The 12,299-nt window shown below is 30.2% G+C and carries 8 protein-coding genes; 3 read left to right on the forward strand and 5 right to left on the reverse strand.

Translation table 11 applies throughout. The features are described 5' to 3' along the window. Nucleotide 1: 1 nt before the first annotated feature. Entirely contained in the window at nucleotides 2-955 is a 954-nt protein-coding gene (locus ACFFLS_RS20855; protein WP_379687151.1) for an AAA family ATPase, read from the reverse strand. Between the two features lie 237 nt (nucleotides 956-1,192). Between ACFFLS_RS20855 and ACFFLS_RS20860 the strand changes: the two genes are divergently transcribed. Together ACFFLS_RS20860 and ACFFLS_RS20865 are read left to right on the forward strand one after the other, a co-directional pair. Next, nucleotides 1,193-4,015 (forward strand): hypothetical protein, encoded by a 2,823-nt coding sequence (locus ACFFLS_RS20860; protein ID WP_379687153.1) that lies wholly within the window; start codon nucleotides 1,193-1,195, stop codon nucleotides 4,013-4,015. Then, nucleotides 4,016-5,050, forward strand: coding sequence for a hypothetical protein (locus ACFFLS_RS20865; RefSeq protein WP_379687154.1), 1,035 nt, complete (start codon nucleotides 4,016-4,018; stop codon nucleotides 5,048-5,050). It begins immediately after the preceding gene. 629 nt (nucleotides 5,051-5,679) lie between these two features. Here ACFFLS_RS20865 and ACFFLS_RS20870 read toward each other — a convergent pair. The 4 genes from ACFFLS_RS20870 to ACFFLS_RS20885 all read right to left on the reverse strand — a co-directional run bounded on the left by ACFFLS_RS20870 (nucleotide 5,680) and on the right by ACFFLS_RS20885 (nucleotide 11,641). After that, the gene (locus tag ACFFLS_RS20870; protein ID WP_379687156.1) at nucleotides 5,680-7,332 is read right to left on the reverse strand and encodes a S41 family peptidase; all 1,653 of its coding nucleotides are present in this window, start codon (nucleotides 7,330-7,332) and stop codon (nucleotides 5,680-5,682) included. Beyond that, on the reverse strand, nucleotides 7,329-10,187 hold the full coding sequence (locus ACFFLS_RS20875; RefSeq protein ID WP_379687158.1) for a lantibiotic dehydratase: 2,859 nt from the start codon (nucleotides 10,185-10,187) through the stop codon (nucleotides 7,329-7,331). The genes ACFFLS_RS20870 and ACFFLS_RS20875 overlap by 4 nt, the downstream gene beginning before the upstream one ends. Before the next feature lie 46 nt (nucleotides 10,188-10,233). Beyond that, on the reverse strand, nucleotides 10,234-11,385 hold the full coding sequence (locus ACFFLS_RS20880) for a lanthionine synthetase LanC family protein (protein WP_379687159.1): 1,152 nt from the start codon (nucleotides 11,383-11,385) through the stop codon (nucleotides 10,234-10,236). An 85-nt stretch (nucleotides 11,386-11,470) separates the two neighbouring features. Next, the gene (locus tag ACFFLS_RS20885) at nucleotides 11,471-11,641 is read right to left on the reverse strand and encodes a TIGR04149 family rSAM-modified RiPP (protein ID WP_379687161.1); all 171 of its coding nucleotides are present in this window, start codon (nucleotides 11,639-11,641) and stop codon (nucleotides 11,471-11,473) included. A gap of 258 nt (nucleotides 11,642-11,899) precedes the next feature. On the opposite strand from ACFFLS_RS20885, the gene ACFFLS_RS20890 reads away from it, so the two are divergent. Continuing rightward, nucleotides 11,900-12,277 (forward strand): helix-turn-helix domain-containing protein, encoded by a 378-nt coding sequence (locus ACFFLS_RS20890; RefSeq protein WP_379687162.1) that lies wholly within the window; start codon nucleotides 11,900-11,902, stop codon nucleotides 12,275-12,277. The last annotated feature ends 22 nt before the right edge of the window (nucleotides 12,278-12,299 follow it).

The raw sequence follows: 12,299 nt of genomic DNA on the forward strand, positions 1-12,299 counted from the left end.
ATTAAAGATTGAAATTTATCTTTCTGTCTTTTATCATCTGTATGAGCAACTTTTGTGTTACTAGGTTTTTGTCCGTAAGAATGATTTCTTTCAAGGCATCATGACAGGCATTGGTTATTTCTGCATGGCTCAGGCCAGAGGCAGCTGCAATAACATTATCTAATGAAAAATTACCAAGGTATTTGCTTAATTTTAATTTAATAAGCTCTTCAATATCATTCCTACCCGGTAAGGTATAGTTGATTATATCGTCAAATCTTCTGAAAAGTGCAGAATCCAATATGCGAATATTGTTAGTAGCTCCAAATATAATGCTCTCAGAGGAATCCTGCTCAATAAATTGAAGAAATGAATTTAGCACTCTTCGCATTTCCCCAACTTCATTGTCTCTTCCTCTTTCAGCTCCGATAGCATCAAATTCGTCAAAAAGATAAACACCTCGATTGGAAATCATCATATCAAAAATCTGACGTAATTTTGATGCAGTTTCGCCCATATACTTAGTCATAAGCTTATCCATCATAATTACATACAGCGGAATTTTTAGTTCTCCGGAAATTGCAGACGCAGTGGCCGTCTTTCCAGTACCTGGAAGCCCAGACAAAAGTATTTTCCTTCTATTCTGAAGTCCAAATTTTTGAATCTTGTCTCGCTGTTTGTACTCTTTGATGATTCTTTGTAGCTTATCATTCACATCATTGGAAAGTATCAGTTCGCTGAGCTTATTTTCAGGATAATATACTAGAACTAAGTCACTCAAATCAGGGTTGATCCTAATGACTTTAAACCCATCAGTCTTTGATCTGTCAACAAGGGCTTTAATATCTTTTGCAATTGTAAGATGCCCCTGCCTTGCCTCATGAGCCGCTAACTGCAGGGCAATGGAAGTAAATCTCTCATTATCATTTTTATAGTGAGATTGTAAAAGTGATTTTATTTGTTCAGCTGTTGCCATGAAACAAATGTAATAAAAAATTATACTTTACTGTATCTAATAGCAGTATCTTATTTAAAATTTCAAGTAGCCTGAAAAATTTATTAAATTTAATATACTCTAGCTTTACCAAAGTCTAACAAAAGAGACTCTATCAGCAGAATTATCTGAAAAATAAGTAATAATAAGACAAGAGAAAAAACTAAAAATAAAGTATCTTGCTAGGAAAAATGTGCTTTGCATTACTAATAATAGGTTATGAAATTTTTAAACTCATTTTCGGCAGAAACCAAATTAAATTCCTTAAGCATTCGTATTTCGAGTTTAGCCCACGGAAATAATGCTTATAAATCTTATGTCGATCAAAATATTACAGGAGACAATCTCAAATATAACCTCTCGCTTATAATTGGTAAGATCATTTTGAACCTTCAATATACTGACAGGACTAAAGGTACTTTTATTGCTATAATCGAAAAATATAATCAAACCCATAAAACTGCCTTAACCTATGAAGATTTTGAGAAGTCCCATTTGATACGAACCAGCATGGGGGATATAGTTTTGCCATCTGTTGTACGTTATTTTTTTTGGAATATAGATGATGAAAAAAGCAATGGAAAAGAAATTAAAACCCCTAAACAATTTTCTGACCTGATTCCCTGTCTAAGAATCTATTATGAGAAATGTTTTAAAAATGTCTCACTTAGTATCGATGCAAAAAAACTTAAAGGTATCGTTGAGGGCAACTCAAATAAAAAGCTAACCATTAACTACTTTATTGAAAGAGGCCTTCTGTCCCAAAAAGATACTGCAACATTTTCATGGAAAAGCAGCGAACTACTGCGGCATCTCAGAAATGAAATTGCATCAACACTTTGGATTCTGCTCAAGGAAAATAATCCTGACTATAGGGAAAAATATTTCAAGTTGCTTATAATGACCGATCTTTGGGCAGATAAACTAGATCGGTTTCTTACACCGCAAGATGGTAAAGAGCTCCGCGACTTGGCTCTCAATATTTTACAGACTGAACGTGATTTCGAAAAATCAGAAACTGAATTCACAAAAATATGGTTGGATAGCGAGAGTTATAGAGGAAAGAAAATAGGACAAAAGATACCAGCAGTTCACTTCAATTATGATAGTGTGCACAATTTTGTAGAAAGTACTGCTTTGTTGGGACGATTCTTCCAAGAGATTAACGATAATCAGAAGACCAGAAGCTACTCCTGTCTTCTTTTGCAAATAATTATGGATTTTGACAAGCATCCTAAACCATACGAACATGTCATTAGATTATTGACAGATATGGAAAAGCCTGCTCTTATTTGGACATTATATAGCGAAATCCCGCGTGCTTTTCCAATGTTAATTCCTTACCTTTTGACACACCAGGATTTAGCGGCTTTAGCTTTCTCACTTATCGACAAGATTGAATTGGACCCGGAACTGTTGGAGAACTCCTATAAACATGATGACAGGACTAAAGCTGTATGGGATGCCAAAAATCATTTATGGCTGGAAATGTTTGATATGATGCTTGAACACTACTCAGCTTTACATTCAATAGACCAAAAACAGGCAGAAGTACTTGCAATAATTATGAAAGATTGCTCCAACAAACTTTTCGCTAATAATACTACAGGTACAAATGTAGCAATAGTACATTCTATGTATCGTGTAAGATATGAGAAAGCATTGGGAAAACTCTCTTCAAAAAGAATAACATCATTCCGCAGTTATCCACAACCGTTAGTTTTACCCAGGATGATGTTTTATCTAATTCCGCAGATGAGGCAATTTTTCATTATTGAACTGGGAGAAACTATACAGACACAGTCTCCATATTTATGTTTCAAATCCGGCGTATTTGATTTATGCATTGAGCTTGTAAGATTAATGAACAGCCGCGTTTCCGAAATTGAAATCAAGGCAGAACAAACAGCTATCTTGGAGGAGTCATCCAAAGATTTGATTAAAGCTTTATATGCTCATTTGACATGGTTCTATACAGCTAAGGAAATCGAAAGACAAGATTTCGATCAGCCGGGAACTGTTAAAATCCCAGCCCATCGTCAGGACAATCCGTTTGCTTTTGAAATAATTGATTGGGGCTATCTTTTTCTACAATTTGAGAAGCAAGACCTGCTTGATTTGTTTAAAGAAAATTTTGAAAATGCATTAGCGTTAAATCCTCAAAAGGAATATTATGAGGATGAAAATCGTGAAGAAAAAATTAAAATAAGGATTTTCTTAACTTCAGTGACCATCGCCTACATGGCCATTAATAACAAAAAAAATCAATTTGAACTCGAAGGTCTTCCTGTTGGTGAAGTCCTTAGGAAATTAAAAGAATACATAAATGTATATTTTCTAAGCTTTAGCACCAACGATATTGCAAATGGCAGGATTGATGTATTAGATGACACATTTATTTTCTTCAAATATAATCAGTACCAACATGATCTTCACGACCTGCTTCATCAATCGTTAAATCATTTTGAAGCTAGCGAAAGAGAAGATTTCATCAAGCAACTTTATCGTAATAGCGTTGAGTTAGGAAAAATGCTTTCCGCAATAAATAGCATAGAGTCAAATCATACTCGTACTATTATCTCGGAATTGATAGACAATATCAATATAGATAATTTTATTGATAGCCGTAGAACGGTTACAGAATATGAAAATGCATTAATTGAAGCAATAAATTCCGATACCCATTGGGAATTAGCAAAGCCTCTCATAGAAAAGATAAAGCTTCATTTTGAAAAGAAAAGACATCGCCCTGCGGAAACAGAAAAATTCATCTTTAGAATTAATCTGCTGCTCGCCTTCAAAGAAAAAGATTTTGCGGAATTATGCAAACTGGAGATTCCTAAAAACCAATATGCGATCCGCCCTGTAGATAAGAACTTACAACTGGAGAAGAAATTTTACCAAGCCCTGTTCAAGCTTTATAATGACAAAGATTATGATAATGCCGCAACTTTGTTTAGGGGACTTCTCTCAGAAGATCCCAAAAACGTTACTTATGCCTATTACCTCTATCATGCCGAAACATTAAAATCCATAAAGTAAATGAATATACAATCATTAAATAATGCCAACAAAGAATGGGAGGATTTCTTAAAAAGTCTTTCCGATGAAGAAAAAAGTGCTCTTCAAAAAATAGATGAACAAATATCAAGTACCAATATATATCATTTTGTAGCCAACAAAGATGCTTCAAGATTTGACCAGACCTTAAATACACTCTCAAACCCTTATAAATTTAATCAGGAACTCATTCCTGTTATCTATAACTACTACCTCGAAAGAGAACTTCATGAAATGGCATTCGGCTACAGTGTTGCTGCTAAAAATTATCTTATTGAAAATGGTGAAGTAATAAAACCTGAGGTCGAAAAGATCATGAATGAGGCAACACATGACAAAACCCTTACCTCTATCAAGCTAAGTCTTAACAACCTTAAATCCCTTATCCCTCAAGACTTAGCAAAAGTTACACCTGATAATGTAAATAATAAAAGAAATTTAAGCGAGTTCGTGCTGCATGAGATTATTGAAGCAGGTAAAATTATGCTTGAAAAAATTGATGCTATCCGCAATATTCCTCATGAAGATAAATATAATGACTTACTTATTGCAACTTTGCGACTGCGGTTCCAGATTTGGGGATGGAGCTGCCACGATCAGGGACGCTCAGGCAAATCTGCATCAGGAAAAGGTTCCGGAGAAACAGATGTAATGTTTCAATCCAATGGGTCTAATATAGCATTATGTGAGGCATTCGTTCTTACAGGTCGTGACAAAGCCTTAACGGAAAAACACATAAACAAATGTTTTACATATAATACGTATCTTGAAAGTTACTATATGATTGTGTATTACAAAGGGCCTTCGCCTAATTTTGATTCTACCTGGACCTCATATCAGAATGACATTATTAACTGCCCCTATGATGCACGCTGGCAAATTGACCAGACAAGAGGTTTGGAAGACATTTCCGCAAAATTTAGTAATGTTACTGCCTTTTACTTAGCCAAAAGTTCTCATGGCAAACAAAAAAGCGTCTATCATCTAATGATAGATTTAAGTGATTACACAAATTGAAAAAGAAAGTAGTAATTTACTATTTAATAGGGAAAATCCAGTGCGTCCAAAAAACTATCTGTTTTTTTAATCTCGGGAAAGCTCCTAAAAATCATTAATATAAATTCCAAGACAGTAGTCCTAATAAGCCAAAGAAAGCCAATTCTACCATAACAAAAACAACCTTTTCAAATCCTCTATAATATTTGAAGAATTGTATATTATTATGATGGCATAAACCAATTGAGTTTGTATAATTTTTGCATCAATCCCCAACAGGACATCTAAACCAAATTTACATAGCCAATGGAAGACAGACACTACATATAGAAAGCCAATTTCTTCAAATCATCCAAAAATGATGTTGTAATTTGTCCTGTCCCCGTCACAAAGCCAAATGGCGCCAATTGAAGACAATTGGCGCCATTTTTTTACTACCTCTACTAAGAATAGAGGTGAAAATTAAATATCAAATTCCCCTAAATTGCATTCAACTACTTTTTAAAAGACTAATAATGGAATCTCATTTAGATAACGGTCCATCTTACATTAATTAAATTACTCTCACATATAAGATTATTAATTACAACCCAACTGGGACTTAAAATCGATTTATTCCCTCTCCAATTCTCGTTTTAATATCCAAAATTTTATTTATCATTTTTAATATAGAAAATTGCTCGATCCAACACTTCGTCCTTTCCCTGTTGTATACCTGAAATACTACGTTTTACAACTATGTCAGGAACGATTCCAATTCTCTGGGTTTCTTTACCGTCAGGATAGTAAACGCCTATTCCTGAAAAAGGCGCATCGTAATCTTTAACAAAATCTATATGGCTGGTGTTACCATCTGCTCCCGCTGTTTGACTGCCTATTACTTTAGCATTATCCGCGGTTTGAAAACACATCGTTGCCCATTCAGATTGACTTAACGAATTCTCATTTACTAAAATAATCACTTTACCTTTGTAATTATTTTTATTTTCTATCCCGCAAATAGATAATTCTTGCAGCCAATAAAATTTACCTGGGTAACTGAGATCAGGAATTGTGTATTTAGCAAAAGGTTTTGGGCTTGAATTTAGAAATTTAGAAATTTCAAAATTAGCCCCCTTTGGATAGTTCCTGGAATCTAAAATTATGGCTTGTGTGTCACGTAACTTATCGATCATTAGAGGAACTTCAGATATTTTGAGTTTGCCCATATTTACATAACCTATATTATCTTCTAGCACATAGAATTTTTCCTTTTTCGATTTTTTAAATTCATTACTGTGTGATATATTATAGTCAAAACATTCAACTCTTTTGCTAGTGGTAATTTTGTTGCGCGTGAACTCTAAATCTATAAAATCATTATAACCAGAAGAAATTTCAGAAACCAGATTCAGAACATATGCTGATTCATTTGACGCACTTATATATGGTCTTTCGTCTCTAATAATTTGCGCAATAGTTTTTCCATCAACTTTGTTAATCACATCACCAATCTTAATATCATAATGTTCCGCTAACGTATCGCTTAAAATTTCTGTCACCACCATTTTTTGATCCAGAATGACACAACTCATAGGAAGAAATTTTCTCATTTTCCCAATATTTTTAGACATTGTGTAATAAAATGATGAATGAGTATCATTTATACGGACAACCAATTTTAACATTGCTAATTTAAAATCGTCTTCATTGTTAACATTTAAAAAATTAGGCAACATGTCTTCAAGGGTTTTGCTCCAACTTTTATCCATCAAATATTTATAGGGGTAGAAATATTCAATAATATTCCAATATCGAAAAAGAGCTAATAAACGTAGACTCTTATTACTCCACTGAAAATCAATTGACTTTTCATTCATTAAAAATATATTTCCCGCTTCAGTGTTTCCAACATAATACGGCACCCCTTGATACCTATTAACTTCTATTAATTTAAGTTTTTGAGAAAGATCTTTAGAAAATAATTCATTTTGAACTATCCAAGATAAATCAAAATTACGATCATAATAAATAACATCCTTAGACGGAACAATATTAATTTCCTTGACCATTCCTAATGAATCTACCCAGTTTTCAATAATTTTTGAGAATTCAAGTGCTGTTTTTGACTTTTCTATCTGAGGTAAAATTTGTATAAGTTGATTATCCCATTGTTTACTTCCATTTGCAACATTTGGATGATAATATTTCAAAAAACCCCAAACTTTAGCAGTCGTCATTAGCTTCTTAACTTCACTTACATTATTTTGAGAATACCCAATCTGTAAAGACAGGATACACAAAAGCAATCTTAACTTTCTCATTGTCCTTTTTTTGTAAATTTCATTTGATTTAAAAAAGACTTAGTCAAATAATAGGTCTTAAACTCATTAAACCTTTGATTGTCTTCAAAATGCCTGTTCATACTCATATGAATCAAAATTGAGACATAATTTTTCTTGTCAAAATTATCATCTAGTTCAACTTCAATGCTCTTTTTAATCTTTTCATTATTTAAATAATTGGAGAACTCAAATTCATTAATCAGAAATTTAATTGTTAAAAATTCTTTATTAAATGACTTTCTTAAATCTGAAGTCAGCTTAAATTCATTTTGAAACATATTAATTAAATCTTCGCAATAGTCAATCATTTCATCCAGCGAGAATTCAAACAATTCAAGATAGCTTTTTATCTTTAATATTGCCATCACTTTAATTAAATCATCATTTAATTCTCCATTTACAATTGTGACTAAAAGATTTAAACTATCTAGATTGAATATATCTTCTGCCAATTCCATTAACCTTACACCTCCATACCTGTGTATCTCTTGGTCATAAAGAGATATATGATACTTACTAATAAGATTTATATTTTTCAACTCATGTATTTTACCGATTATATTTTCTTTATTTTCGTGAGAATTAGTTTTAAATCGTAACCTCAGACATTTATCAGGATTGTAATAATTAACAAAAAAGAATAAACTAACTGCAGTATTTTCAAGAATCTCATTATAAACATATTTTAAAATATCTTTATTTGAATAAGAATTTGAAAACATTTCAACATATAACCAATCAGAAATTATTGGAATATTTACATTGTTATTCGAAATTTCATCAATATTATCATAGGCAACTACATTTCTGAAATAACTAGTGTTTTTTACACCTATTACCAATTCATGAGAATAATTTGAATTACCATTATCTATCACAAGCGGATTAAAAGATTCATACAATGACTCAGATATATATGTGAACTTATTTTCTTTAATTTTCTCATAAAGAAATTTTATATCATCTTCATCTTCGGTATCAAGCACAAGTACTCCCTGTCTTTCCACAATATTAATTAATGTTGAGAAATTATAATGTTCAATCTTTTCTAATAAATATTTTATAAACTCAACAAATGTATAATCTTTATCTACCAGCAATATTTGTGCAGGAGAAAGCAACACGTTCTCTTCCATATAAATTCTAGGAACATAAGGCTTAAAATAACTATATGAATTAAAATTAAAAATAACTCCATACATTTCTTGATTGTAGTATTCAAAATCACATAAAAACCTATATATCTCTGAATCAGAAAGAATAGGATTTAATGCAGAGGTTATTTTAGGTAGAATTTCCTTTTTATATTTTTGGGATACAAGTCTTAAATCCCCTCCATTTAAATGTACAAATATATCAGAAAGTAATATGGCATTTTCGCCATCGAATGATGTATTGATTGGAATAGAGAAGTCATAAAATTGTTTTTTAGCCGTTACGTTTATACTTCTAAAAGTACCAATACAGTTAATGTCTGCTAAAATTTTTTCACTATTCATTTCTTTCTCGAAATCAACAATCTCTTGGCAAATACTATTTGTAATATCACTAAATCGTGCTATTAAATTTAAAGCTGAACTAGATCCTAATGATTTTATATACAAGATTTTTGCTTTTGTTTTTTTACAAATTAATCCTTCAGCCATAACACTAAATGAAGCAGGCAGTTTATTTGTCTTTTTTTCTTTATTTGAATTTAAGGGCAAATTCAAATATATATCATCTTCTGTCTCTGCTAAAATCTTTCGTAGAACTTCTTGATCTAATTTTAAATCATAAGATTCCAAAAGGGATGTGTATGCTAATCCTGAATATGGATTAAAAATTTTACTTATTGGTATAAATCCATCATTATAACGCTCACCTATTTTACCAATAAACTTTTTTAATGTATCATTTCTATAAGAAGTATGGGAGTTGTATTGAATAGTAAACTCAATGTAGCGTCCTATTTTTTCTTTAAAATCAAAATCTAAAGTACCTCCTTCTTTATCGTATGTATTGACTGCATGCGAGTACTTACCCTCATTATTTTCAAATTTAAAAAAACGATCTTGTTCACCTAAGTATTGCTGAGAAAAATTTTTAATTTCATTTGATTCTGCTAGTATATAAAAATCTTTTCTCACCAATTTTGAATCTAGGGATTTATTAGGTTTTGATAATTTTTCCGCGTACGGATAAAAAAGAAAATAGTCAATAATCAATCCGCAATCTACAACATTTTTCAAGTACGATTTCACCTCGTCTATTTCAAACCCCTCTAAAATTATCTCATTTAAAACATCTTCAAGAACTGTAAGTTTTTTAAACCTGTTTATTAACCATTCTAAATCACTATCATAATCAATTTCAACATGTTGTTGCTCCACCTTATCACCATTATTTATATCTGATTTAAAAAAACTTATTTTTGAATTGTTCAAAAAATGTATCGAGGGATTAATACAATACATTTTTTTTAACCATTCGTTCCCAGAAATAGAATTTAAATGATTTGAAAAAAACAAACTGTCATACTTCACATTTAATGCAAGTACCTTGTCATTTATTATTACGGTTGAATTTCCCCATTTAAGAGTTCCAACACTATTGAAAACACCAAATGGTGTAGGATTAAAATGTGCCCTGATAAAATATTTAGATAACGATTTTTTAATTTTATCATCCTTACTTTTAATAACATCTTCATATAATGTTCTTGATGAGATTAAAATGGAAAGTCTAAATAACTCATTAGTTTTAAAAAAGTTGATTTTGTTCTTTCTATTCTCTTCGTATGATTGAATCGAAAAATTTGCAACTCGTTTTACTATATTATCAAAAAAAATCATGTGCCTTATTGGATTACTATATTTGTTTTATTTATGTATATAACTATTAATGTAAATTAAATATATCCAACCATTGGAATGAACTTTGCTTTTGTAAAGTTAGTATCCCCATACCCAAACCTGCTAAACCATTTAAAAGGTTAATTTCTTTCATATATGATCCATCGTAATATGTTAATAACTCATTAAAATTATTTGTCTGTTGAGATAAATTATTATTCCATTCTTTAATCGAATCATTTAAATCTATATTCATATTAGACAAAGCCAAATCATACTGAAGAATTACACCTATTGAACCGTGACAAAACGTATAATCTTTTACTCCTGAATCAACTGGTAAAATACGACTCACATTGCTAACTGCTTCAATTGCTTCGCATCTTATAGAATTGTCGTTAAAATAGAGACCTAAGTTAAATAATGCGTTAGATATACCTAAATCTCCTTGGCACCAACTTACAATAGGTTCTATTTGAAGATCAGTTTCTAAAATAATTAAATTAGGATAAAATTGTTTTGAACTACTATGTACCCTTTTATAGTATGTTAAGAAATCTGAAATTATATATAATGGTTTTTTAATATCTAATTTCATTTCCACAAAACTTCTTTTTAAATCAATTAAAAAATTTATATATCCAGCAACTCCGTGAGCTAAACCAAAATAATAACAGTGTTGATCAGTAAACAGAGGCTCTCGTAGAACATCTTCAAACTTCGTATTAATTTTTTCAATAAATTCTTGTGAAAATTTATATAGAATTTCAATTACTAAATCATTCTTATTAGTTTTGTAACGTTCTAAAAAATATTTAGCAATACCCATTGCGCCATGTAAATAATCATATTTATTTTCAGATGTCAACTCATTAAGTTCACATTGAAGAAATAAATCAATGTTTGTAAAATATTCTTCATCAACATCAATAAAATTATTTTTTATTCTTAAAAGCATTAATCCATATCCTGCAATTCCACTACAAAGAGTAGCTGATGTGTGCTCTTCATGTATTAACTTATTAATTTTATCGATAATTATTAATAATTTATTTTTATAATCCTCATTTTTAAAAACTTCATATAGATTATAATAAAATAGAGCTATACCAGATAAACCATCCATTATGCCAATTTTATTTTCATCTGGTACTAATTCCCATATATTACTCTCTATTTTAAATATCACTTCATCCATATCATAAAAAACTTTGATTCACAGTAATTAAAAAGAGTAATCTTCATAAATTATGAAAATCACTCTTTATAATTTTATTCCTTGTTTAATTAGTAGTGCAGTTCCAAGCTTTTGAAGTACACTTCACTGGCCAAGTTGAAGATTGATTACATGGTCCAGAAGTTGGATCTTTCCCCTGATCTCCCCCTTTTACGTTTTCTAACTCACTTTTACTTAGTTTTTTTACTGTAAGATTTTTTAATTCTAGTTTTTTCATAACTTTAAAATTTATATTAATAATCAATGAAAAATAATAACTTAAAGCTTGTCTATCTATTCATTAGTAAAATATAGAATTCCTAAACTAAATAAAATATTACAAATAAGAATAAAAAATACTTCGTTTGGGCAAATTATATTTCTTGTTAAAACTTTATGAAAATTAAAAAAATTCTTTTCCTTAGTAATAAAAGAATATTAAGATTTTTAATACATTTACAAAAATTACATGTAAATTAAAATTCTTTAAAATTTTATGAATATAGGTGAATTAATTAGAAAAATACGACTAACAAAAGACATTAAATCTGTAGTAATATACGAAAAGTTAGGAATAAGCCAATCAACCTATTCTAAAATTGAAAACAATAAATATAAAATTGATATCAAAATTTTAAAAGAAATATCTACTATTTTATCTACTGACTTAACTACATTAATTGGAGAAGAGAAAGAAGTAAAGATTGATCAAATGAAGAAAAATGATATAGAAAATGATACAAATATTTACAAGTTAATAAAATCTTTAGAAACACAATCAGAATTGTTAAGAGAGCAAAATAGCTTCCTGAAAAATGAGATTAATAATAAAAACAGAGAAATTAAACAGTTAAAGCAAAAACTAGCAAAATAAACAATCATTTCATATTAAAGAA

Origin of the sequence: Flavobacterium procerum (assembly GCF_042431625.1) — a bacterium.
Taxonomy (GTDB): domain Bacteria; phylum Bacteroidota; class Bacteroidia; order Flavobacteriales; family Flavobacteriaceae; genus Flavobacterium; species Flavobacterium procerum.